This window comes from Bacillus norwichensis (assembly GCF_014836955.1).
GTDB lineage: Bacteria > Bacillota > Bacilli > Bacillales > Bacillaceae_C > Siminovitchia > Siminovitchia norwichensis.
In genome coordinates this window covers 25,182-48,953 of sequence record NZ_JACSPV010000024.1, presented here as the reverse complement: position 1 = coordinate 48,953, position 23,772 = coordinate 25,182, and the positions used below count along the sequence as shown (strand labels likewise).

Genomic DNA, 23,772 nt, shown 5'->3' with positions numbered 1-23,772 from the left:
ATTAGGGTCCTATCAGTCTCCTGTAAACAGAGGCCTCCTTTTTTCCAAAAAGGCTTGGACCCCTTCCCGATGGTCGGCAGATAATCCTGCTAGGCTTTGCGCATGAGCCTCACCTTCCAAAACATTATCCAAAGTCGAATTCCAAGACCGTATCAACCCCTCTTTCATTAGACCGATTGCTTTTGTTGGCATGGAAGCCAATCTTCCCGCAAATACCGAAACATCACTTTCCCAGTCTTCTACTGTTATGACTTTGGTCGCAAGTCCAAGCCTCTCAGCTTCCACAGCATTCACCTTTTCCCCAAGCACCATCAGCTCCAAAGCTTTTGCATGGCCGACTATCCGCGGCAAATAATATGTATTGCCGGAGTCAGGCACAAGACCAATATGGATAAACGCATTTAAAAAACTCGCTTTTTCTGATACCAGCCTGAAATCTGCTGCTAGCGCAAGGCTAAACCCTGCCCCGGCAGCGGTTCCATTCACTGCAGCAATGATCGGCTTACCCATTTCGGACATCTTTTGGATAATCGGATTATACCGGTTTTTCAGCAGTCCTCCGTAGTCCGTGGAATCGTCCACCTCAGACAAATCCTGTCCAGCGGAAAAAGCTCTTCCTGCCCCAGTTAATACAATTGCCCTGATATTTTTGTCATTCTCTGCTGACCGAAGTGCCTCCAGCAACTCGGTGTGCATAGCTTCATTAAATGAGTTCAGCTTCTCTGGGCGATTTAGTGTAATCCATGCCACAGACTCTTTTTCTTCATATAAAATAGTATGAAACATCCAATCCCCCTCTTTAACGGCCTTTAAAATCAGGCTTTCTTTTTTCAATGAATGCTTTCATGCCTTCTTTTTGATCTTCAGAGGAAAACAGCAGGTAAAAGTTCTTTCTCTCAAAGAACATCCCTTCTTGCAGCGGATAATCAACTGCTTTATTAACAGCCTCCTTAATCAGCCGAACTGAAAGTGGAGGCTTTTCAGCCAGTTGTTTCGTAAATTTAAGAGTTTCCTCTACCAAATCGTCATTCGGATACAGCCGGTTGACAATTCCCAATTCATACGCTTCTTTTGCGCTTCTCATGTCACCGCTCCATATCCATTCAAGCGCTTTCGTCTTTCCAATCAGCTTGGTCAATCTCTGGGTTCCACCAGCCCCTGGCATTACTGCAAGGTTGATTTCCGGAAAGGCAAATTTTGTATCGTTTCCGGCAAATAACAGGTCGCAAACCAAAGCGAGCTCAAAGCCTCCGCCAAGACAAAACCCGTGGACTGCCCCAATTACAGGCTTTTTTACCAGGCTCAGTCGATCCCAATCAGCAAATTGGTTTAACAGTTCCATTGAAACCGAGTCATCTTCAGCCATTTCATCGATATCTGCTCCAGCTGCAAAAGCTCTTCCTTTCCCCGCCAAAAATATCACTCGTATTTCATCATCACGGTCATATGCCTCAAAAGCCGAGAGAATTTCGTTCACCATTGTTCGGTTTAATGCATTCAAAACTTCCGGTCTGTTCAGCCAGACGATTCCGACCTGGCCATCGACCTCAGTCTGAATAAATTGATAATCACTCATTTACCTGCTCACCCAACATGAAAGTAACGATGTCACCGGCAAATTTCATGACATCTTTTCCTGATGCTTTGGATTCCTCCGTCTTTGAAGCTTCTTTGAATGCATCAAAGCTGTCATAATACATTTCACACATTAAATAATACGGACTTTCCCCCATTGGGGACCCTGTAACTTTTGTAACTTCTACTTTCCTCAATCCTGGAATCTTTTTCGTTAATGGGATGTGTGTCCCGAAATAGTATTGATCAAATTCCTCCGGATTTTCAGGTTTCTTAAATAACGCGATCATTTTAAACATTCATCATTCCCCTTTTCTCTATATGTCTGTTTATGATACATATGGCAAAAAAATTATTGTGTCTTCTTGGAGTTCTTGTTGTCTTCTCCCCAAGACATGATCTCTTTTTCATCTAGCATTTGCTGCTCATATTGGCGCCACTTCTTGCGTAAATAACCGTAGCCTTTCGTGGTTCGGTAATCTTTATTATCAAGCCTGTTCACAATCTGTCGCTCTTCAGGCTGCATCATGCGGATATCATCCCGCTTCACTATCCAAATATCAATAACGGGCTCCCGGCGCATGAAATTCTCCTGAGCCATGATAAAAGCCATTTCCTTGTTGGGAGCCAGTAAACTGAATTGATGCTGAAAATCTCCTTTATGATTTCTCTTGCTGAATACTTCATATATTTGATAAAATCCATCGCCTTTTTCTTTTTCCATCGCACTCCTCCTCCTTCCATCGGCCCTTTAGCCTAGAGCCCTTCTCACCCATTCGTGCTCCTTGAAGGCGGTTCTTCTTAAATTGATCCTGCTTTCAGATTTCGGCCCTTTATTGGAAATAATTTTTTTAAATTCACTCCAGTCAGGCTGCTGATAGATCCACTCTTGTTTGTCCTCATCAAACCTCAGGGTATCATCCGGTAGTGTAAGACCAAGCGAGCGGACTCTTGGAATATATTTCGTGAGAAAATCCTGCCGAAGCTGCTCATTCGTTTTTGTCCTGATTTTATATTTGATGGTGATATCCTGCTTGGATGATCCAGTTGTTGCAGCTGAAGCTGGTCCGAAAAACATGAGCAGCGATGACCACCACCTGTTAATGGCGTCCTGAATCATAGCCCTTTGCGCCTGCTTGCCTTCCGCAAGAGCCAAAATGATAGATTCCCCATGTTGGGCATGAAACACTTCTTCTGCGCAAATTCTCTGAAGAGCCCTTGCATAAGGACCATAGGATGCCCCCAGCATATTGGTCTGCGTAATAATGGCCGCTCCATCGACAAGCCAGCCAACCACCCCGGCATCAGCCCATGTAGGAGCTTCCATGTGGAAGACATTATGAAACTTCAAATCTCCATTTAGAAGATCATTCATCATATCTTCCCTGCCTTTTCCAAATGGAGCCAGCAAATCCTCCGCAACACGCAATAGAAGCTGTCCGTGCCCCATTTCATCCTGGACTTTCGCCATGATTCCGAGTTTCCTGCGAAGTGATGGTGCCTTAGGCACCCACTCTTTTTCAGGGAGCGCCCCCATGATTTCACTCATTCCATGCATAGAGATCAACTTGATGAGAGCCATTCGATAATCATCCGGCATCCAGTCATTGGCCTCGATTTTCTCTCCCGCATTGATCCTCTCCATGAAACGGTTAAGCCTTTCTTCATTAGAGAGCTCTGTTGCCATATCCATCAAACGCACTCCTTTCAAAAGTAACGTTTTGTAGGCGCTTTCAATCTGTCATTTATTACATGCGCCTTGGCGTATTTGTTCCCAGATTTTATCGGGCTTGACTCGTTAAAAACTCTATTGAAAATTTGTAGCATCAGCCGGAGTTTGAAAGCAAACCCGCGGAATGGCATATCAATATGCATTCATCCCACCAATTATAGAAATGGGGGACTTCGGCTGAATGAAGTTAAAACTATAACGAAAAATTGTCCAAGTGATAAAATTCCGTTATATTTAACTAAAGAATACTTTTATTTTGATAGGCTGTCAACCATAAAATCAGAAAATTTTTTTAAAAGAAAATACGACAAAACTCCGGATCGTTGGAAGTTAGATCAATAATGCTGCTAACACCTCTTATCTTGAAGCTATTTATTGTAAACACAAATAATTGCAGAAGGCATCACTCTTATTTCGAGCTCTCCTCCTGCAATCATTACTGTGAAATCATACCATCATGGTTTCAGCTTCCTTTTTAAAAAAGCTTTTCATGGCGTGATACACATCTGCTTTTTGCTTTAAAATGTAGTAATGGAATTTTTCATCCTTGATATTTTTATAAGCCGACATCAAAGTAGAATTTCTTTGATACTGATTGACTTCTCCATAGCCGAACATATTCGATTTCTCCATCAACTCGCCAACAAGCTTGATACATCTGGCATTATCTGATGTAAGGTTATCTCCATCGGAGAAATGGAACGGATAAATATTGTAGCGAGCGGGATCATATTTGTCTCCGATGATTTCCAAAGCTTTCCTGTACACCGATGAACAGATCGTTCCTCCGCTTTCTCCTTTTGAAAAAAAATCCTCTTCTGATACGACTCTGGCCTCCGTATGATGAGCAATGAATTCAATCATTACTTTTTCATATTTTGTTCGTAAAAATCGGGTCATCCAGAAAAAGAAGCTTCGCGCCATATACTTTTCCCATACCCCCATCGACCCACTTGTGTCCATCATCGCAATGACAACAGCGTTAGATTCGGGCTTTTGGACCTCATTCCATGTGCGAAACTTCAGGTCTTCTGGGAAAATGGGATAGAAATTAGGATCACCATTCATCGCATTCCGTTTAAATGCGCTCATCATCGTCCTTTTCTTATCAATATTGCCCATCAAACCGGTTTTCCGCACATCATTATACTCAATATGTGTTATTTGGTTTGCATCCTGTTCTTTCCTTTTTAAATTTGGCAGCTCCAGTTCCTTAAACAAAGCTTCTTCTAAATCAAGCATGGAAACCTCTGCTTCATAAAAGTCTTCGCCAGGCTGATCGCCTGCCCCCTGCCCTTTACCTGGACCAGACTGCTGAGAACCGTCCCTGGCTACTACATCTCCCACTTGACTGTCCCCATCGCCTTGGCCGACATGTTTATTTTTATCATAATTATATCTGATTTTATATTCATCTAAAGATCTGATCGGAATTTTAACAACATCACGGCCATCTGACATAATGATGCTTTCTTCAGTGATCAAGTCCGGCAGATTGTTGCGAATGGCCTCCTGTACCTTCTCCTGATGTCGTTGTTGATCGTCATAACCTTTTCGATGGAGGGACCAATCTTCTTGAGAGACAGCAAACTGATGAGACTGCGAGTTTGACATATTTACGACGCCCCCCTTGCATTTTTTCAACTATGGTGAGAGCAAGCATCCGTTTATCAACGTTCATTCCAATTCGATGAACGGAAAAATAGACGAATAAAGAGTGACAAGCTGGTCTAATTAACTTCAGGCACCTTACGGCACCATGGCATAGAAAGCGGCACCCAACCGCTTTGATTACACTCGTATTTCTTATGTGCTGATGCAGCCACCTTTAGCTAAGACCTACTTTGATTGTATAGCAGTTGTACACTCACCATTTGTTAATCTATCTTATGCAGAATAACAGATTTATTTACAGAAGTTTGCGAGAATGGGACAAATATAAACGAGCATCCCTACTTGTTCTGAATATAGTTTTTTTACTACCGGCTAGAACTGCTTGTTGACCATTCCTTTTAATAATCGAATGCTCCTTGCCGTATTTGCCTTTAGATTTTATCGAGCTTGGCTTGTTCAATTTCCTCTGAAAAATCTGTGGCATCCACCGGAAGCTTTAACTTCATTGGGCCGGAGTTTGAATCCTACTGAATGGAATATCAATACGCATTCATCTCACCACTTACAGAAGTCAGAGCTTCTGCCGAATGAAGTTAAAAATAAAGACCCCTTCCTCCACCGAGAACATGCTGTTCACTCTTTTGGAAGGGGGTCTCGCATTATCTATTCAACAGACTTCCTACGTAGCGAAGCAATTCATTTGCAGATGTCGAGTTATAGCCATGCTCATCAACCAAACGTGCTACCACTTCATTGATTTTTTTCAATTGCTGCTCATCTGGCGTTTTTGCAGATGTCGTGATTTTTACAACATCCTTCAAGTCAGCAAACAGTTTCTTCTGGATGGCTTCCCTAAGGCGTGCATGGGATCTGTAGTCAAATCGCTTTCCCTTTCGAGCAAGAGCCGAGATGCGAATCAAGATTTCTTCCCTGAATGCTTTCTTAGCATTTTCAGAAATCCCGATTTGTTCCTCAATGGAACGCATCAGTTTTTCATCCGGATTTATTTCCTCACCTGTCAATGGATCACGAAGTTTCGATTTGTTGCAGAAGGCTTCTACATTATCAAGATAATTGTCCATCAATGTTTTTGCAGATTCCTCATACGAGTAAACAAACGCTTTCTGGACTTCTTTTTTCGCCATTTCATCGTACTCTTTCCGCGCAACTGAAATGAAATTCAAGTATTTTTCACGAAGTTCCTGAGTAATAGACGGATGCTGGTCTAATCCTTCCTTCAAGGATCTCAGCACATCCAATGCGTTGATAGACGGCACCTTTTTCCGAATGATTGTTGATGAAATCCGGTTGATTACGTACCTAGGGTCAATGCCGCTCATTCCTTCATCCTGATATTCTTTTTTTAATTCGTTTAGATCTGATGAATTATAGCCCTCCACATTTTCACCGTCATACAGCCGCATCTTCTTCAGGAGGTCGATATCTCCACGCTTTGGTTCTTTTAACCTTGTCAAAACCGTAAACATCGCTGCAACCTTCAATGTATGCGGAGCAATATGGACATCTGCCACATCGCTATCGCGGATCATCTTTTCATATATCCGTTCTTCCTGGGATACCTTCAAATTATATGGGACAGGCATAACAATGATCCGGGAATGAAGTGCTTCATTCTTCTTGTTGGAAATGAAGGACCGATACTCTGTTTCGTTCGTATGTGCCACAATTAATTCATCTGCAGAAATAAGGGCAAATCTTCCAGCTTTAAAATTCCCTTCCTGTGTCAACGAGAGCAAGTGCCAGAGGAATTTTTCATCACACTTCAACATTTCCTGGAATTCCATCAAACCGCGGTTAGCTTTGTTCAATTCACCGTCAAACCGATACGCTCTAGGATCCGACTCCGATCCATATTCTGCAATCGTTGAAAAATCAATACTTCCAGTCAAGTCGGCTATATCCTGGGATTTCGGATCGGAGGGACTGAATGTACCAATTCCCACCCGTTTATCTTCGGAAAGAAATATGCGCTCTATCAATACGTCTTCAATCCTGCCCCCATACTCCTCTTCCAGCCTCATTGTATTTAATGGTGAAAGGTTCCCTTCCACTCTAATCCCATATTCTTTATTGAAGTCATCTCGTAAATGCTGGGGAATTAAATGAAGCGGATCTTCATGCATTGGACAGCCTTTGATGGCGTATACTGCACCCCCATCACTTCTGGAATAAGCTTCAAGACCTCTTTTTAACATCGTGACAATAGTTGATTTTCCGCCGCTGACAGGACCCATTAGCAGAAGAATTCTCTTTCTTACATCAAGTCGTTTTGCCGCCGGATGGAAGTATTCTTCAACAAGCTTTTCCAGTGCTTCCTCCAAACCAAACATCTCATGGCTGAAAAAGCGGTAGACTTTATCCCCGTTTTCTTCTTCAACACCCGCATCCCTGATCATATTGTATATACGGGAGTGAGCCGACTGCGCAACCCACGGCTTTTCTTTGACTAATTTTAAATAATCAGCGAAGGTTCCTTCCCATTTTAACTTCTCCTCTTGAGACCTGTATTGTTCAATCTTTTTTAGAATATCCATATGGACCTCCCTATTTGCTTGATGAGGAATGTTTAATTAACCATATGCACCCGCTCGCTTGAACATGTCTCAATTAAGCATAAGCCGCTTTTTGCATCGGTATATTTTTTCAAAGGTTCGCCATATTTATAATAGGTGTGCTGCATTCACATAATGCAGCAAATCGGATATAATAAGCTTCAGGGACAACTATGATTGAAAAAAAGGAGGCTTACATAAGGATGAGAACAATCTTAATGTTGGGTGTAGCTATTGCATTTTTGACTGCAATTTTCACATCCGGCCGCGAAGATAAGCCAGGAGTATTCAAAAAGTAATGCACAAATGAAAAAAGCCGTCCAGAAAGTATTAACTTCCTGTGACGGCCTTTTTCTTCCAACAACGCTTTAACATACTAAAGGGGGTCTGACCCCATCAATCCAGGGTAGCCCTGCTGACGCAGCGCCTCATATACAAGGATGGCCGCTGTGTTGGATAAATTCAGTGATCTTACGTTTTCGGTCATCGGTATTCTCAGGCACCTGTCAAGGTTATCTTTTAGCAGTTCCTTCGGCAGCCCGGTTGTTTCCCTGCCAAAAATGAAATAATAATCTGTTTCAGGTTCATCATATGCGAATGATGTGTGCGGCTTATTACCGTATTTCGTCAAATAGAAATATTCCCCTCCTTGGCTGGAGGCAAGAAAATCATTCAAGGAATCATGATAAACAATGTTAACATACTGCCAATAATCAAGCCCTGCTCTTTTCAGCATTTTATCATCCGTAGAAAAGCCAAGGGGACGGATAAGATGAAGACATGTATCCGTAGCTGCACAAGTTCTTGCAATATTCCCTGTATTGGCTGGGATTTCAGGTTGATACAATACTACATGTATGGCCAATTAGTGTCACCTCATTCATCAAAATACCGTGATATTATAACACCTTGATGAATGAAAAGGAACCGATTTAGCCCTTTCTATAAACTATCGTCAACAATATGGAAAAACTTATATTGGATGTTTGACGTGTAAGCGGAAGAGTCTTCATATGCCCAATACCTCATTCGGCTATTGTACGTATGAGCGTTGACAAGCGGCATGCCATAGGCATCCTTCCCAGTCACGACTGTATTATGGTCGAATCGCCCGTCCCCCTGGAAATCATAGCAAATGACATCACCTAGTTGCAGCTCCTGAGGATCTTCAACTTCCCTTGCCCGCAGCCCAGCAGTTGAATGTTGCAAATAGGTTTTCAGCGCATTGGCGACTGTCCAACTGAAACTCCAATTTTTACTCCGGTACCACCAGCCCCTGCTTCGATTGGGGTGACCTCTCATAGGAGCTCCTCCTGCATGAAGGCATTGCGACACGTAATTCGTGCAGTCCACGTCAAATTTCTGATAAGCAGGATTGTATTCATCCCACCATCTCTCTGCATATTGAACGACCTTTAGACGATCATACGTGTATCTCTCCATTACCGGATCCCGATCTTCTTCGACTAGATCGTCTTCTGACGTTTTGATTGTAAAATCTACTGGAAGTTCTGCATCTTCATACAATCCCTTTTTTCCGAAAGATGCTTTTCTCCTTTCCAGCTCCTCTTCTACATATAAATGCTCCCCCTGTTTTATCAAATGCTTCAGATGTACTTGATAATAAAGTTGACGATATCCATCCTCTGTTTCAGCCTTTGAGATTTTTCCAATCGCATGAGTTTTCACGATATCCGCATTCCTTTTGGACATTGCTTCTCTTTTGCGAAGGACCTTCTCGTCCTTTGTTTTTTTCTCCCCCACAAATTCACTTACTTTTCTTTCCAGCATCTTCTGAAGCTGCTTTCTCACCTCATCCCTCCTCGCCGCTATAATATACATTCAGAAAGATCATTATATGCGTAAAAATAAAAAACAGAAGATCCTTCCTTTATTTGTTAAAATAAGTGGCTCCACCTTTTTCATTGGTCACGATTTTTTGATATGACTTCGCCGCCTTTGATCAGATGCTCTCATTGAAAAAGACATGGCCTATATAAATAAACCACGTAAAATCCGTTTTAAAAACTTTACGCGGTTTTGTTTTCATGATTTGTATATCAAATGCACCTTGGCTATTTGCGCCCAGATTTTATCTAAGCTTAGCCCAATAAATATCCGCTTTACTTCATTCATTCGGGGTTGAAACCCCATTGAATGGAAAAAACTCTTACTCTAAAAGCTGAAGACCTTTATTAATTTCCTTTAAAACAAGCGAATCGTTTTCTTCGGCCTGTGCACGGATCAGTGCTTCTTTAGCCTGCTCTCCTCCAATTTTACCAAGTGACCAGGCAGCTGTGCCTCTGATTTCAGGTCTTACATCTTCATTTAGAACCTTGACCAGATCCCTGACAGCTGATTGTTCCTTAAAATGTCCTAAAGCTAAGATCGCATTACGCTGAATGGGTTTTTTGCCCCGCCATGATCCCGAAACCTCTCCATATTTTTCTTTGAATTCTCGATTAGATATGTCAAGGAGAGGCTGGAGCAGAGGTTTTGCAATCTCAGGATTTGCTTCCATGTCAGGGTTCAGATGAAAATCAACCCCTTTATTTTTAGGACAAATAGTTTGGCATGTGTCGCATCCATATAGACGGTTTCCGACTTTATCACGAAATTCATCTGGCAGGACACCTTTCGTCTGAGTAAGGAAAGCTATGCATCTTTGGGCATCAAGCTGCCCTGGCTGCACTAGCGCCCCCGTTGGACATGCATCAAGACATTTCGTACATTCACCACATTGATCCTGTATTGGCTCATCTGGAGCAAAAGGAAGATTTGTTATCATTTCACCAAGATATACATATGACCCGAATTCAGGAGTAATAATCGAGCAGTTTTTTCCACTCCAGCCGATTCCTGCCCGTTCCGCCACAGCCCTGTCAACCAACTCGCCTGTATCAACCATCAGCTTAAACCTGCCGTTATCAGCTTTGCTATCAATAAAAGAAGCCAATTGCTCCAGCTTTTCACGAACTAATACATGATAGTCTACTCCCCACGATGCTTTGCAGAAAATGCCCCTTCTCGATCCGCGTTCACCACGTGGAGCATCTTTCATTTTCGAAGGATACGCTAGGGCAATAGCGATAATGGAACGGGGCTCGTCAAAAATGAGCTCAGGATGTGTCCGTTCTTCAATGTTTTTATGTTCAAAACCTGATTGGTAGCCCAGCTCTTCCTGTCTTATAAGCCGATTTTTCATTTCAATGAAAGGATCACCACTTGTAAAACCGATTTTGCTAATTCCGATTTTCTTACTATAAGCAATAATCTCTTCCTTCAGTGCTTCATAATCCATAAATAAAAGCTACCTCCTTTCCTATCCAATGCGCCCTGGTATTTGCGCCCAGATTTTATCTGACCTGGCCCGATAAATTTCCTCTGAACCTCTGCGGCATTCGAGATCTTAGCTTTATTCAGCCAAGGTTTGAATCCCACTCAATGGAATGCTACTTTCATCTCAACACTTACATAAGTGGGAGACTTCTACTGCATGAAGTTAAAATGATTGTTCCGTTTTTTCGGATATATCCTGAACGCTTTGGTGACTTCTTTCTCACAGATACTCGCTCTGACTCTTTCTGGTGGTATCATCTATAGTAAAAAACGATTTGGCCCAACTGTCATAACCGCAACTATATGATAAACTAATTGAAACGAAATTTGGAGGTGAAAACGTTGGAAGTAACCGTAAATTCATCATTATACGATATCATACCTGACCTCAAGATCGGCGTTATACAATATGAGAATATTACAATTGGGGATTCGCCGCAAATGTTAAAAGGCAGACTGCGTCTTTTTCAGGAAAATGCCTATTTCGAGCTTGAAGATAAGAACATAACCGATTATGAAGAAATCAGGGAGTGGAGAGCTATTTTTAAAAAGCTTGGCAAAGATCCCAACCGCTACAGACATTCAGCAGAAGCACTTTATAGAAGAGTGAAAAAACAAACTTTTCTTCCATCCCTGAATTCAGCAACAGACCTTAATAATTTCTTTTCACTTGAATACAGAATTCCGTTGGGCATTTATGACAAAAATCAAATTAAAGGTGATACCGAGCTTCGGAAAGGTATGCCAGAAGAACTATATGAGGGGCTGAACGGGCGAAAAAATAATGCGGAAAATTTACTTATCACAGCCGATGATGCCGGGCCATTTGGCAGCCCTTTTGTGGATTCAACCAGGACGGCCGTCACAACAAGTACAACGAATGCTCTTCAAATCGCCTATCTTTCACCAAAGATAGAATTACATAATGCGCAGAAACTTGTAGAATCACTCGCCTCTATGTTCACTCATATCAACGGCGGCAACGCTCAAAGCTATATCCTGACATCTAAAAAATAGAAAAACGCAGTGCTTCGTCCTTCATTGGAACGAAACACTGCGTTAGTAAAAGGTTATGTATGGAGCAACATCAAGCTGCTCAAGCATACATTTCGTTGCATGCAAAATTCATTATACAAAACTCGACACATTTCAGCAACCATTGTCACAAACTATTCATATTTTCAATTTAACGATTTAGATCATTTAATCAGCATTTCATAAGGGTTTTCCAACAGCCCTTTGATAGTCATCAAAAATTCGCCTGCCGGAACTCCATCAATTGCGCGATGATCGAAAGTCAAGCTCAACGGAAGCATCGACTGCCGTTTCAGTTCCTCCCCTACAAATACAGGTGTATCCACTATTAAACCAACACCCAGTATCCCAACCTCCGGCGGATTTAAGATGGGGGTAAAAAACTCAACCCCTGATGCTCCAAGACTTGTAATCGTAAAAGTGGAACCCTTCATTTCATCACTTTCAAGCAACCCTTCCCTCGCCTTCCTACTTACCTCTTTAATTTGATTAGAAATTTCCTCCATTGAACACTGTTCCGCTTGCCGAATGACCGGAACCACTAATCCGGTATCCAAAGCTACTGCCATTCCCAAATGAATGGAATCATAGATATGAATGATATTATCTTCGAAGGTGCTGTTCATATTTTTATGTTTTTGAAGTGCCTGAACTACAGCCCCTGCAATAAAATCAGTCACAGTCAATGGAGTACTCTCACGTCCATTATTGATCTTTTTGCGCAACGCGAGCATTTCCGTCACATCCGCACGCATATGAATGGTCAACTGAGCACTTTGTTGAATACTGGATATCATTCTCTCGGCAATGACTTTCCTCATCCCAGTGACCTGCTTGGTCGTCACAGCCTCACTTCCATTCACTTCTGCGGATTTTAATTCAGCAGCTACTTGCTCTTGTTTTTGAGTTATTTTCTCGATATCTTCTTTGGTCACTCTTCCCTGTGGTCCGGTTCCCTTGATAGTATTCACATCAATTCCAGCTGCTTTTGCCAGTTTTCTAGCTGCTGGTGAAACCCTTACTTTAAGCTGCATATTGATTGGCGGACGTTCAGTGGTCGTTTCCGCAGCAACAGCCGCCTCCTTGACAGTTGTAATAGGTTGCTTTTCACTTATTGCAGCTGAGCCGACTTGTTCGCCTGACTCACCAATATAAGCAATCGCTTCCCCCACCGCAATCGTATCATCTTCTTCCGCTGCCACTTCTAAAAGGACCCCGCTATCCGGAGCTTCGATGTCTTTTTCAATTTTATCTGAACTGATCACCACAATGCTTTCCCCTTTTTCCACCTTGTCGCCTTTCTTTTTAAGCCATTCAACAACAGTTCCTTCTTTCATACCCATTCCAAGCTTTGGCATGATGATTTCTACAGCCATATTCCGCCCTCCTCGTATTAATATAGAAAAAGGCGCGCTGTTTCCCGATTACACAGCACGCACTGCTTTAAGATTCATTTGCAAGCTTCAGCGAACTGATTTTCAACTATTGTACTGCAACTGTTTCGTCACCGATCATCTCAGCTACAACTTGTAGAACCTTTTTTGGAGAAGGTAAGTATAGATCTTCTAACGCTGGTGAGAACGGTACAGGGCTATGTGGAGCCGTAATCATTTTAATCGGAGCATCCAAATAATCGAAGCCCTTATCTGCCACAAGTGCAGAAATATCTGTTGCGGCGTTGCATCTTGGATTTGCTTCATCAATAATGATCATGCGGTTTGTCTTGGCTACCGAGTTTAAAATTGTATCTTCATCAAGTGGAGACAAGCTTCGCGGATCAATCACTTCAGTTTCAATTCCTCTTTCAGTAAGCTTCTCCGCCGCTTCCAATGCGGTATGAACTTGTTTTCCAATAGCAACAATGGTGAGGTCTTCCCCTTCACGTTTAATATCCGCTTTTCCAAGCGGAATGGTGAAGAAGTCCTCTTCCACTTCCCCCTTCATATTGTAAAGGGTTTTATCTTCAAAGAAGATAACAGGATCATCATCAAAAATGGAGGCTAGCAGCAGTCCCTTGGCATCTCTTGGGGTTGAAGGGACGACCACCTTCAACCCTGGGATATGGGTGAAAAGAGCGTAAAGACTTTGTGAATGCTGGGCCGCCGCTCTAAACCCGGCTCCATGCATTGTCCGAATTGTCAGTGGAACCTTTGCTTTTCCTCCAAACATGTAACGGAGCTTCGCCCCCTGATTCATCACTTCATCCAAGCAGCTTCCAATAAAATCGTTAAACATTAATTCTGCAATTGGGCGGAGCCCCGTGGCAGCTGCCGTTACAGAGGCACCGACATATCCGGCTTCAGCAATAGGTGTATCCAGCACCCTGTTTCTTCCAAATTCAGTCACAAGGTCCTTCGTAACACCCATGACCCCACCCCATGCATCTTCATCCTGCAAATGGTCAACTTCCGCGCCCCCCGCTACATCTTCCCCCATTAAAATAACCGTTTCATCCCGTCTCATGGCTAGCTTCATCGCTTCATTAATCGCTTCTGAATATGAAATCATTCTAGTCATTTTTATCGGCCTCCATCATTTTTAATAAGAAACATAAACATCTTTTAACAGATCTTCTTTTGACGGAAAAGGGCTCTCTTCAGAAAATTTGACTGCTTTGTCCATAGCTTCTTGCACTTGAATGTCGATATTGTCCAATTCATTTTTATTGATCAACTCGTTTGTTTGGACATACTCACGGAACAAGGCAATGGCATCCAACTCATTCAAATGTTTGTCCTTATCTTCAGCAGTTTTATAAGTCTGGGCATCCCCTTCAAAGTGACCATAATTCCGATAAGTGACACACTCAATTAATGTAGGTCCTTCACCATTTCTAGCACGTTTGACTGCACGCTTCGCAGCTGCATAAACAGCCATAACATCCTTTCCGTCCACTTTCTCTCCCGGAATATTATAAGCAGCAGCTCTATCTACAATATTTGTACAACTGGAGGCATAATGAAAAGGTGTCGCTTCCGCATATCCGTTATTTTCCGCAACAAAAATAACAGGCAGTTTCCAAATAGCAGCCATATTGATTCCTTCATGGAAAGTCCCGTGGTTATTGGCACCATCTCCAAAAAAGCAAACTGCCACTGCATCGGTATTTAGTGTCTTTGCCGTTAAGGCAGCCCCAACCGCCAAAGGAAAACCGCCGCCGACAATCCCATTTGCCCCAAGCATTCCTTTTTCCACATCTGCAATATGCATGGACCCGCCTTTTCCTTTGCATAAGCCGGTTGCTTTTCCATAAATTTCAGCCATCATTCCATCTAGATCACATCCCTTGGCGATGCAGTGTCCATGTCCCCTATGAGTACTTGTGATGCTGTCCTTATCATCGAGGTGGGCGCATACACCTACTGCCACAGCCTCCTGCCCTGCATACAAATGGACAAACCCCGGAAGTACACCCGTTTGAAAAATGGCATGGACTTTGTCTTCAAACTGGCGAATCTCACACATTTTTTCATACATCCATTTAGCCTTTTGCTCTGTTAAACTGACTGTTGCTGAAAGCATCATTTCCTCTCCTCCTATCATTTTATATATTAAAATTATTGCAAATTTTGTACCAACTATGATTAGTTTTGAAAAATGCCAGACTGTATAAAAAAGCGCAATGCCCTGCACAGGCAAACAAGACGATCAAGAGGAGGCAGCGATTGTAAGCTCTGGCTGGCTCAAATCACGACCTCTCGCCGCTTCGCTGCACTAGTACGTCCGATACGGCTCTGCCGGACAAATAAAAAGCTTCTTCTGAATAAAATTTCCCATAACAAGTCATACTTTTTTTACTCACAAAAAAAATCAGATACCTGATGGCATCCGATTTTCATAAAAAATGAGACGATATGATACACTGTCTCATTTTGCCTCACTTATTCTCATGACTACAAATTGAATTTCTTTATCCTTCGGTAAAGAGTGCTTCTCGAAATATTCAGCCTTTCTGCAGCTTTTGTAACATTTCCATCAGCGGCGAGTAAAGCATTCATCATATTGTCTTTTTCAATTTGCTCCCTGTATGTCAACGGGTCCGAATGACTGATGTTCTTAATGGCAGGGTGAAGGAGCTTTTTTACATCCGTTAATGTCGGAAGACCTAATTCACATTCAAGCCGCAGACGCTCAAGAAAATTTTGCAGTTCTCGTATGTTTCCAGGCCAATCATACGTTTCCAGATAATCTAGCAAATCATCTGGAAAAGTCACCGTCCAATGATTCGTACGACAATAGTGCTTAATGAAATAAGGAATGTCTTCAACCCTGTCACGCAGAGAAGGCAAGTAAATGGGATAGACAAATATTCTATAAAAGAAATCCTCCCTTACGTCTCCCTTTCTGGCCAATTCAGCCAAATCACAATGAGTGGCTGTAATAATTCTTACATCAACTGGTATCGCCTTCGTACCCCCAACAGGAACAACCTTTTTCTCCTCCAGCACTCTTAGCAGTGCTACTTGCATCTCCTGAGTTATTTCGGCGACCTCATCCAAAAATAAGGTTCCGCCATTTGCCTGCTGAAACTTTCCCTTATGCCCCTCACGCTTGGATCCAGTAAAAGCTCCGCCGACATATCCAAACAATTCGCTGGCAATCAATTCTTTTGGAAAGGTACCGCAGTTGACGGCTACAAAAGGAGCGTGTTTTCTAGTACTGTTTAAGTGGATGGAACGGGCCATAACCTCTTTCCCCGTTCCTGTTTCTCCATTTATATGGACAGCGATATTAGAGCTGGCAGCTCTTTTGGCTTGGAACAGGACTGACCGGAACTTCTCACTTTCACCGCAAACACCGCCATATGTAAATTCCGGTTTCCCGAATAACTTTGTTCCTTCATCCATTGGCGTTTTTTTCAATATTATTTTATATCCGATCAAATCATATTGGGTTTGGGAGTAGACAGGTTGTTTTTGAATCACGGAATAACCTTCATTTAAGAGTTCCGATAAAAGTGACGCAGCTTGATTAATAGAACGTTCTTTTTTTATCTGAGAGCTTGACCAAATGATTTTTTCTTTCTCATTGCAGATAAGCGAAAGGGAATCTTGAGATTCTGTGAAGAAAACATATTGCATCAATTCAAGTTCTTTATCTTTTGCAATGTTTATTAGTTTCTGCTCAATGGCATAAGCTACGGATACGACAGCTGGCAGCATCTGTTCATGGACGCCAAATTCCAACGGATATGAAATATTTAATACCCCTTCAACACATCCATCCTCACCAAGGATTGGCGAAGATGCACATCCCCAGGAATGAGAAGCTACTGCATAATGCTCCGCTCCGATGACGGTAATGGGCTCCCTTGTCCTAAGTGCGGTTCCTACAGCATTCGTCCCTACCTCTTTTTCAGTCCACTTTGCACCCTCAATAAAATTGATGGCACCTGCCTTTTCCAATGCCAATGGATCACCATCCATATAGAGCACATATCCTTCGGAATCAACAAGTAAGAATAAGGACTTTGTCTGAGCAAAAATTTTTTGCAGATTCTTAATTAATGGAAGAGCAACATACAACAAATCATTTCGTTCATTCTTTCGCTGGACAAATTGTTTTTGTTGGAGTATTTTTTCACCTTTGCCATTGTACGGATTAACCCCGTCTTTACGGCAAATATACCAAGACTCGGAAATTCTTTTATTAATCCTGCTTTCATCCAAAACACCTTCCTGAACAAACCGGCTCCAAACAGAATTCTTTAAAGGATCCCGCACCTCCAGCACTCTCACACCCCGCCTTTCCAAGTTTTCTATTTAAGAAAGAATTTCGCTATTCGTGCTGAATTTCCTGTCAACAACGTGAAATAACTATTAAAAATTGCAGACAAATAAAGTACATATGAAGAAGCTTGGCCATAATTCCCCTGTAACTCTTGATGTAGTATGATTATGGCCATGCTTTTCGTGCTGATTCAGGTTGATCCCATGCATTTAGAACTTCATACAATTCACCGTTGACATTTTCATGAGTGATATGGATGATAGAGTATGGTATAAAAAAATAGAAATGAGGTTAAGTCATGGTGACTAATGCTGTTATAATCAGTGTCATAGTTATGGTTGCATTAAGTCTTCTTCGTGTGAACGTCTTATTTGCAATCCTCATCGCCTCCCTGACTGCCGGCCTTGTATCAGGAATGAATTTCTCTGACTCTGTGAATCTAATGATTTCAGGGATGGGCGGCCAGGCCAATACAGCGCTCAGCTATATTTTGCTGGGGATTTTCGCTGTTATGATCGGTCTTTCAGGCATTACGACACTGCTGGTTAATCAAATGCTTAAAGTCTTTAGTGGTAAAAAAACGATACTTGTACTGACTATTGCTGGGATTGCTTGTTTGTCCCAGAATGCAGTTCCTGTGCATATCGCATTTATTCCTATTTTAATCCCACCACTTCTTGGTTTATTTGACCGGCTCAAACTGGACAGAAGAGCCGTCGCTACTGCGTTGACCTTCGGGTTGAAGGCTCCTTATATCATGATTCCTGCCGGATTCGGGTTGCTTTTCCATGGAATCATCCGCGATGAAATGATTTCCAACGGGATGAATATTTCTATGAATGATGTAAGCTTGTCCATGCTGATTCCGGGATCAGGCATGATTGTTGGTCTTTTGATTGCCATCTTTATTTCTTATAGAAAAGATCGCGTCTCCAAACCAGCCATGCAAATGCCTCCCGCAGAACTCGATAAGGCTGAAGACATGACCAACAAATCTGCTTCTGTTTCTTGGAGCATGGGGCATACGTTTACTGTTCTTGCCATCATTGCTGCGTTAGTCGTTCAAATAGTTTCTGAATCTCTCGTTCTCGGTGCATTGACAGGTATTGTCATTTTGTTCATTACGAGAGTCGTTAAATTCCATGATGGAGATAAAGTTGTCCAGGAAGGAATTGGCATGATGGGAATGATCGCATTCGTGATGCTCGTAGCTTCAGGCTATGCGACAGTATTGAAAGAAACAGGTTCTGTTACTGAACTTGTGGAAAAAACAACAGGTATCATAGGAGACTCTCCCATGTTGCTTGCCTTTTTCATGCTGCTCATCGGATTAGTCATTACAATGGGAATTGGTTCTTCTTTCGGTACGATTCCAATTCTCGCAGCCCTTTATGTTCCACTTTGTGCAGCTGCCGGGCTTTCTCCGTTTGCAACAGCTGCTTTGATTGGAACTGCCGGAGCACTCGGTGATGCTGGTTCCCCTGCCTCTGACAGTACGCTCGGGCCAACTGCCGGCCTGAATGCCGATGGGCGCCACCATCATATCTGGGAGACTTGTGTACCTACATTCCTTCATTATAATATTCCGCTTTTCATTTTCGGAATGATTGCAGCTCTCGTTTTATAAGTTACCCGAGGCTGGGACAGAACCATTTTAGGTAAAGGAAAATCCGAACTTTGATTCAAATTTCTTCTAGGAGAAATTGAATCAGTTCGGATTTTCTTGTTTAAAGCTATTAATTTCTATAAATCATTCGTCTTTTAGGTTGATCTTTTTAGTTATGTCCCAGCCTCTATTTTTATAAAGTAAGAAAGTCAGATGAAATGTTTAGTTCAAATTAAGCTTTTCTATGTCTATATAAGTTGAACTAAAATCTTTCTTCTACTGTTCAGATTCAGTACCGTACAATAAAAGATTTTTCGATCAAAACGATACAGTATATAAAAATACGGTCTGAGTTTTGGCACATACTGTCCTATGTCTAGAGAATACTATCCGTGATCCAAAAATACTGTCTGAATTTTAGCACTTACTGTCCTATGTCTAGAGAATACTGTCCGTGATTCAAAAATACTGTCTGAATTTTAGCACTTACTGTCCTATGTCTAGAGAATACTGTCCGTGATTCAAAAATAAATCCTAATTCCCTTGCTTCAGCCGGGCTATATCCTCCTCTGAATGAAGTTAAAAAAGAATTCAAAAAAACTTATTGACTTTTCCCTCCGTGTATTGTTATATTAAGAAGCTGTGTTTTAAGTAGAAGAAGAAAAGAGGGGATTATGGTGCAGCCTGATCAAAAAAGAAAGTTATTTGTTTTAATGATCAATATGTTTATTGCTATTGGGAGTTTTGGGATCATCATTCCGATTATGCCCGCCTATTTAGTATCCATCGGCCAGGGCGGAACGGCTGCTGGTCTAATGATTGCTATTTTTGCAGGCGCGCAATTCATCATGTCCCCGATTGCTGGTAAATGGACGGACCAATACGGAAGGAGAAAAATGATCATTTATGGATTGAGCGGATTAGCATTTTCCATGTTCATCTTTTATTTTTCCAATTCAGTTGGCATTTTGTACCTTTCGCGTGTTATCGGAGGTATTGGTGCAGCCCTGCTAATTCCGGCTATATTTGCTTATGTAGCTGATATCACCACTCTCGAACAGCGTGCAAAAGGAAACAGTTATATTTCTGCTGCAATGTCACTAGGAATTGTGGTTGGTCCTGGTGTCGGAGGCTTTTTAGCTGACTATGGACTGAAAATGCCGCTTCTTGTATCAGCGATTGTAGGTGTTGTAGCTGCAGTTTTTTCTATTATTGTCCTTAAAGAGAGTAAAGAGGAAAATGTTCAGGGGGATAGTACTGCGGGAGATTCCATGGCAAAAAAACTTGCGCAGTCTATTCACAAGCCCTATTTTATTCCACTTATCATCGTATTGGTTATGAGCTTCGGCCTGATGGCTTACGAATCAATTATCGGTCTTTATCTCGATAATGCCTTTAAAGCCACACCACAAAAAATAGCGTTCATGGTAACTGTCTCTGGTATTATCAGTGTTATCCTTCAGCTTTTTGTGGTCGATCGTCTTGTTTCCCGTTTGGGTGAAGGTAAAGTGATGAATATCTTCTTGGCGGTTTCAGCTGCCGGATTTTTATTTTCAATCTTTGCATCAAGCTATGTACTCTTTTTCGTTGTGACACTGATCATTTTCATGGCAACGTCCATATTAAGACCTGTCCTGAATACGCTGATTTCGAAATTAGCCGGGAATGAGCAAGGCTTCGCTATGGGAATGAACAACGCCTATATGAGTATCGGGAATGTCCTTGGACCACTCATTGCAGGGATGATCTATGATATCCATATGATCTATCCGTTTTTACTCGGTTTAATTGTTCTTGCTGTGACATTGTTTGTATCATCAGTGTGGCAAAGGAGACTGAAATTGTCGAAAAAAGCAGCTCCAGCATTAAAATAGACTTTCAAGCAGAATTGACAGAGATGCAACCTCTAGTCAATTCTGCTTTTTTGCAAGTGGTATCCTGCCTTAAATTGAATCAGTCGAAGAAAATGGATCTTGTTCACTTTTCTCCGACTGATTTCCATTTGGGGTAACCACCTTCACCAAAAGTGATTGTTTTTAATCGAAATCCTGATGATGGTAGGCTTTATACGGCTATCCCGTTCCCGTTTTATCCGCTAACCAGTTATAACGGGAGTCTTTCCTCATTGGTCATAACTGTTTTGAATGAAAGCAAAAGAACAGACAACTTCTCCCCCATTCTTAGAATCAACCTTAGCTTATCTCTAATAGTACAAGGCATTCACTTTTCCACACTTTTTGCAGGTTTCGTAATATTCACTCCCATCATATTGATGATGACAGGATTGCTGAATCTTTTTGACCCGGATATTCAGATTTTTGATGCGTAGTTCCAACTGTCGGATTTCTTCTTTTATTTTTTGTACGCTCATCATGCACCTCCGAGAAAACTATAGATAGATATTGCTACCAGCTGCCTTGAATTCGGCCGCTTTGTGCTTCATCCCCTTTTCAATGGCTTCCAGTGTATCGAGGTCATTTTCTGCTGCATATTTACGAATATCATGTGAGATTCTCATACTGCAAAATTTCGGGCCGCACATAGAACAAAAATGGGCCGTCTTTGCTGCGTCTGCAGGCAATGTTTCATCGTGATACTCCACTGCTCGCTCCGGATCCAGAGATAAATTGAATTGATCCTCCCATCGAAATTCAAAACGAGCTTTTGAAATGGCATCATCCCTAATCTGAGCACCCGGATGTCCTTTCGCCAAATCTGCGGCATGCGCGGCTATCTTATAAGTAATGACTCCTTCACGCACATCATCCTTATTAGGGAGACCCAAATGTTCTTTCGGAGTTACATAACATAGCATCGCCGTTCCGTACCATCCAATCATGGCAGCCCCGATTGCGGAAGTGATATGGTCATAGCCAGGAGCAATATCAGTTGTAAGCGGCCCAAGTGTATAGAACGGCGCTTCATGACATGCTTCCAGCTGTCTGTCCATATTCTCCTTAATCATGTGCATAGGAACATGCCCCGGACCTTCAACCATCACTTGGACATCATGCATCCATGCAATCTTTGTAAGCTCTCCGAGCGTTTCCAGCTCCGCAAACTGCGCTTCATCATTCGCATCCGCAATGGAGCCGGGTCGCAATCCATCTCCCAAAGAAAATGCAATATCGTATGCTTTCATAATTTCACAGATGTCTTCAAAATGAGTATATAAAAAGTTTTCTTTATGATGATAGAGGCACCATTGCGCCATAATGGATCCACCTCTGGAAACAATACCTGTCACTCGATTCGCTGTTAATGGAACATATCTTAAGAGTACACCAGCATGAATCGTAAAATAATCGACACCCTGTTCTGCCTGTTCAATTAATGTATCACGGTAAACCTCCCAGGTGAGATCCTCTGCAATCCCATTCACCTTTTCCAAAGCCTGATAAATAGGAACGGTACCAATCGGAACCGGGGAATTTCGGACGATCCACTCCCGAGTTGTATGTATGTTTTTACCTGTCGATAAATCCATGATTGTATCGGCGCCCCATCGGGTGGCCCAGGTCATTTTCTCCACTTCTTCCTCAATGGAAGAGCTTACGGCGGAATTTCCAATGTTTGCATTTATTTTAACGTGAAAATTCCTTCCAATAATCATCGGTTCCGCCTCTGGGTGATTAATATTAGCTGGAATGATGGCACGCCCTTTTGCTACTTCATCACGGACAAACTCCGGCGTTAGATTTTCTCTTATTGCAATGAATTCCATTTCAGGCGTGATGATACCTTTTTTTGCATAATGAAGCTGGGTAATATTTTTTCCCTTCTGAGCTCGAATAGGTCTTCGCTTTAATCCTGGAAACACATTCCGCTCTGCTTTTGGATCATTATTTGATTTTAAACCATTATCTTCAGGCTTAACCTCTCGTCCCTCATATTCCTCTACATCATCTCGCTCCCAAATCCATTGATTTTTAAGCGGAGGCAGACCCTTTGTAATATCAACGGTATATTCCGGATCGGTATAAGGCCCGCTTGTATCATAGACTCGAACCGGGGCATTATCCTCCTTTATTGCTTCTGTCTTCGTAGGATTCAATTCAATTTCCCTCATGGGTACCTTGATATCAGGTTTGTTTCCTTCCACATATACCTTTTTGCTCTTTGGAAAATTAGACATGATGGCGATACTTTTATCATCTGATAACGACATAGACATTAGATACTCTCCCCTTCATTTTTTGTTAAAGGACGAGATCTGATAGGCAGGATTCCGAGCAGACAATACAAAAAAGCCGGGAACCATAATAAAATGGCTGGACCCGGCCTAAAATGTATAGACTTCAATTAAGATGTACTACTCATTAACTTCCCTACGCTGGCATTAACCAGATCAGGTCCAAAGGGTCAAGAAACTTCATCGCGTTTCCTCTCTCAGCCCAGCTCTTTGGGCACCCCTAGTTATTGCTATTCGATTTGTCTTCACTATATTAGACTCTCTATGAAATTTCAAGGGAAATTCCAAAAATAAGCCTTTATTCACAGAAACATTAGCCTTCCTAATCAAATGCGCCTTAGCGTATTTGCGCCCAGATTTTATTGAGCTTCGCTCT

The 23,772-nt window shown here is 42.1% G+C and carries 19 protein-coding genes and 1 riboswitch; of the genes, 3 read left to right on the top strand and 16 right to left on the bottom strand.

Going from position 1 to position 23,772, the window contains the following annotated elements; translation table 11 throughout:
* Positions 1–12: 12 nt before the first annotated feature.
* The 10 genes from H9631_RS13745 to queG all read right to left on the bottom strand — a co-directional run bounded on the left by H9631_RS13745 (position 13) and on the right by queG (position 10,795).
* Positions 13–786: an enoyl-CoA hydratase-related protein gene (locus tag H9631_RS13745; protein ID WP_191813710.1), complete on the bottom strand. Its 774-nt coding sequence runs from the start codon at positions 784–786 to the stop codon at positions 13–15.
* A 13-nt stretch (positions 787–799) separates the two neighbouring features.
* Positions 800–1,576: an enoyl-CoA hydratase/isomerase family protein gene (locus tag H9631_RS13740; RefSeq protein ID WP_191813708.1), complete on the bottom strand. Its 777-nt coding sequence runs from the start codon at positions 1,574–1,576 to the stop codon at positions 800–802.
* Positions 1,569–1,874: an EthD family reductase gene (locus H9631_RS13735; RefSeq protein WP_191813706.1), complete on the bottom strand. Its 306-nt coding sequence runs from the start codon at positions 1,872–1,874 to the stop codon at positions 1,569–1,571. The genes H9631_RS13740 and H9631_RS13735 overlap by 8 nt, the downstream gene beginning before the upstream one ends.
* Before the next feature lie 53 nt (positions 1,875–1,927).
* A complete protein-coding gene (paaB, locus tag H9631_RS13730; protein ID WP_191813704.1) occupies positions 1,928–2,299 on the bottom strand; it encodes a 1,2-phenylacetyl-CoA epoxidase subunit PaaB in 372 nt (123 codons plus the stop codon).
* 27 nt (positions 2,300–2,326) lie between these two features.
* Entirely contained in the window at positions 2,327–3,268 is a 942-nt protein-coding gene (paaA, locus tag H9631_RS13725; RefSeq protein ID WP_191813702.1) for a 1,2-phenylacetyl-CoA epoxidase subunit PaaA, read from the bottom strand.
* 486 nt (positions 3,269–3,754) lie between these two features.
* Entirely contained in the window at positions 3,755–4,921 is a 1,167-nt protein-coding gene (gene yhbH, locus H9631_RS13720) for a sporulation protein YhbH (RefSeq protein WP_191813700.1), read from the bottom strand.
* Positions 4,922–5,580: 659 nt separating this feature from the next.
* On the bottom strand, positions 5,581–7,476 hold the full coding sequence (locus H9631_RS13715; RefSeq protein WP_191813698.1) for a PrkA family serine protein kinase: 1,896 nt from the start codon (positions 7,474–7,476) through the stop codon (positions 5,581–5,583).
* A gap of 394 nt (positions 7,477–7,870) precedes the next feature.
* Positions 7,871–8,359 (bottom strand): tRNA (uridine(34)/cytosine(34)/5-carboxymethylaminomethyluridine(34)-2'-O)-methyltransferase TrmL, encoded by a 489-nt coding sequence (trmL, locus tag H9631_RS13710; RefSeq protein ID WP_191813696.1) that lies wholly within the window; start codon positions 8,357–8,359, stop codon positions 7,871–7,873.
* Between the two features lie 77 nt (positions 8,360–8,436).
* The gene (locus H9631_RS13705; protein WP_191813694.1) at positions 8,437–9,306 is read right to left on the bottom strand and encodes an amidase domain-containing protein; all 870 of its coding nucleotides are present in this window, start codon (positions 9,304–9,306) and stop codon (positions 8,437–8,439) included.
* 358 nt (positions 9,307–9,664) lie between these two features.
* Positions 9,665–10,795 (bottom strand): tRNA epoxyqueuosine(34) reductase QueG, encoded by a 1,131-nt coding sequence (gene queG / locus H9631_RS13700; protein WP_191813692.1) that lies wholly within the window; start codon positions 10,793–10,795, stop codon positions 9,665–9,667.
* Positions 10,796–11,175: 380 nt separating this feature from the next.
* On the opposite strand from queG, the gene H9631_RS13695 reads away from it, so the two are divergent.
* Positions 11,176–11,850, top strand: a complete 675-nt coding sequence (locus H9631_RS13695) for a B3/B4 domain-containing protein (protein WP_191813690.1) — start codon at positions 11,176–11,178, stop codon at positions 11,848–11,850.
* Between the two features lie 182 nt (positions 11,851–12,032).
* On the opposite strand, the gene H9631_RS13690 is transcribed toward H9631_RS13695, so the two are convergent.
* The 4 genes from H9631_RS13690 to H9631_RS13675 all read right to left on the bottom strand — a co-directional run bounded on the left by H9631_RS13690 (position 12,033) and on the right by H9631_RS13675 (position 17,600).
* On the bottom strand, positions 12,033–13,244 hold the full coding sequence (locus tag H9631_RS13690) for a dihydrolipoamide acetyltransferase family protein (protein ID WP_191813688.1): 1,212 nt from the start codon (positions 13,242–13,244) through the stop codon (positions 12,033–12,035).
* 106 nt (positions 13,245–13,350) lie between these two features.
* The gene (locus H9631_RS13685; protein WP_191813686.1) at positions 13,351–14,385 is read right to left on the bottom strand and encodes an alpha-ketoacid dehydrogenase subunit beta; all 1,035 of its coding nucleotides are present in this window, start codon (positions 14,383–14,385) and stop codon (positions 13,351–13,353) included.
* A gap of 21 nt (positions 14,386–14,406) precedes the next feature.
* Positions 14,407–15,393, bottom strand: a complete 987-nt coding sequence (locus H9631_RS13680; RefSeq protein ID WP_191813684.1) for a thiamine pyrophosphate-dependent dehydrogenase E1 component subunit alpha — start codon at positions 15,391–15,393, stop codon at positions 14,407–14,409.
* A 368-nt stretch (positions 15,394–15,761) separates the two neighbouring features.
* Positions 15,762–17,600 carry a sigma-54-dependent Fis family transcriptional regulator gene (locus H9631_RS13675; RefSeq protein WP_318246811.1) on the bottom strand — a complete coding sequence of 613 codons (1,839 nt, stop codon included), beginning with the start codon at positions 17,598–17,600 and terminating at the stop codon, positions 15,762–15,764.
* 296 nt (positions 17,601–17,896) lie between these two features.
* Between H9631_RS13675 and H9631_RS13670 the strand changes: the two genes are divergently transcribed.
* Both H9631_RS13670 and H9631_RS13665 read left to right on the top strand, forming a co-directional pair.
* Entirely contained in the window at positions 17,897–19,225 is a 1,329-nt protein-coding gene (locus H9631_RS13670) for a Na+/H+ antiporter family protein (RefSeq protein WP_191813682.1), read from the top strand.
* A 656-nt stretch (positions 19,226–19,881) separates the two neighbouring features.
* On the top strand, positions 19,882–21,078 hold the full coding sequence (locus tag H9631_RS13665; RefSeq protein ID WP_191813680.1) for an MFS transporter: 1,197 nt from the start codon (positions 19,882–19,884) through the stop codon (positions 21,076–21,078).
* A gap of 329 nt (positions 21,079–21,407) precedes the next feature.
* On the opposite strand, the gene H9631_RS13660 is transcribed toward H9631_RS13665, so the two are convergent.
* Positions 21,408–21,575 (bottom strand): serine protease, encoded by a 168-nt coding sequence (locus H9631_RS13660; RefSeq protein WP_191813678.1) that lies wholly within the window; start codon positions 21,573–21,575, stop codon positions 21,408–21,410.
* Between the two features lie 18 nt (positions 21,576–21,593).
* The gene (gene thiC, locus H9631_RS13655; protein WP_191813676.1) at positions 21,594–23,378 is read right to left on the bottom strand and encodes a phosphomethylpyrimidine synthase ThiC; all 1,785 of its coding nucleotides are present in this window, start codon (positions 23,376–23,378) and stop codon (positions 21,594–21,596) included.
* A 134-nt stretch (positions 23,379–23,512) separates the two neighbouring features.
* Positions 23,513–23,628: riboswitch (TPP riboswitch) on the bottom strand.
* Positions 23,629–23,772 lie beyond the last annotated feature (144 nt).

Excerpts from the sequence above, each read along its gene's own strand:
- H9631_RS13745 (WP_191813710.1), bottom strand. The coding sequence starts at position 786 with ATGTTTCATACTATTTTATATGAAGAAAAAGAGTCTGTGGCATGGATT.
- H9631_RS13740 (WP_191813708.1), bottom strand. The coding sequence starts at position 1,576 with ATGAGTGATTATCAATTTATTCAGACTGAGGTCGATGGCCAGGTCGGA.
- H9631_RS13735 (WP_191813706.1), bottom strand. The coding sequence starts at position 1,874 with ATGTTTAAAATGATCGCGTTATTTAAGAAACCTGAAAATCCGGAGGAA.
- paaB (WP_191813704.1), bottom strand. The coding sequence starts at position 2,299 with ATGGAAAAAGAAAAAGGCGATGGATTTTATCAAATATATGAAGTATTC.
- paaA (WP_191813702.1), bottom strand. The coding sequence starts at position 3,268 with ATGGATATGGCAACAGAGCTCTCTAATGAAGAAAGGCTTAACCGTTTC.
- yhbH (WP_191813700.1), bottom strand. The coding sequence starts at position 4,921 with ATGTCAAACTCGCAGTCTCATCAGTTTGCTGTCTCTCAAGAAGATTGG.
- H9631_RS13715 (WP_191813698.1), bottom strand. The coding sequence starts at position 7,476 with ATGGATATTCTAAAAAAGATTGAACAATACAGGTCTCAAGAGGAGAAG.
- queG (WP_191813692.1), bottom strand. The coding sequence starts at position 10,795 with ATGGATTATGAAGCACTGAAGGAAGAGATTATTGCTTATAGTAAGAAA.
- H9631_RS13690 (WP_191813688.1), bottom strand. The coding sequence starts at position 13,244 with ATGGCTGTAGAAATCATCATGCCAAAGCTTGGAATGGGTATGAAAGAA.
- H9631_RS13685 (WP_191813686.1), bottom strand. The coding sequence starts at position 14,385 with ATGACTAGAATGATTTCATATTCAGAAGCGATTAATGAAGCGATGAAG.
- H9631_RS13680 (WP_191813684.1), bottom strand. The coding sequence starts at position 15,393 with ATGATGCTTTCAGCAACAGTCAGTTTAACAGAGCAAAAGGCTAAATGG.
- H9631_RS13670 (WP_191813682.1), top strand. The coding sequence starts at position 17,897 with ATGGTGACTAATGCTGTTATAATCAGTGTCATAGTTATGGTTGCATTA.
- H9631_RS13660 (WP_191813678.1), bottom strand. The coding sequence starts at position 21,575 with ATGAGCGTACAAAAAATAAAAGAAGAAATCCGACAGTTGGAACTACGC.
- thiC (WP_191813676.1), bottom strand. The coding sequence starts at position 23,378 with ATGTCTATGTCGTTATCAGATGATAAAAGTATCGCCATCATGTCTAAT.